Source organism: Flavobacterium sp. MEB061 (assembly GCF_000834715.1).
GTDB lineage: Bacteria > Bacteroidota > Bacteroidia > Flavobacteriales > Flavobacteriaceae > Flavobacterium > Flavobacterium pectinovorum.
In genome coordinates this window covers 1-330 of sequence record NZ_JXQR01000049.1, presented here as the reverse complement: position 1 = coordinate 330, position 330 = coordinate 1, and the positions used below count along the sequence as shown (strand labels likewise).

The 330-nt window shown below is 37.6% G+C and carries 1 protein-coding gene; it reads left to right on the top strand.

Annotated elements, in window-relative coordinates:
- Positions 1-330: hypothetical protein (locus RT99_RS25415; RefSeq protein ID WP_042566308.1), on the top strand; the 330-nt coding region annotated here is incomplete at both ends.

Genomic DNA, 330 nt, shown 5'->3' with positions numbered 1-330 from the left:
TGGAAACACATTAACATTAACCAATGCTGTAGCAGGAACGTATACTGTACAGGTTACAGATACTGCTACAGGATGTACTAATACAGCAACAGTAACAGTTAATGAACCAGCAAATGCATTAACACTAACAGCGGTATCAACGAATATTAGCTGTAATAATGGTCTTTCTGAAATTACAGTTACAGCAGCTGGCGGTACACCAAATTATACTTATGCAGTTGTAATAGCGGGAACTACAGCTCCAACTGTTTTCGCAAGTGGAAGTGTTCTTTCAGTAGATACTAATTCTGGTGCAAATTTAAGCTGGGATGTTTATGTAAAAGATGCTAA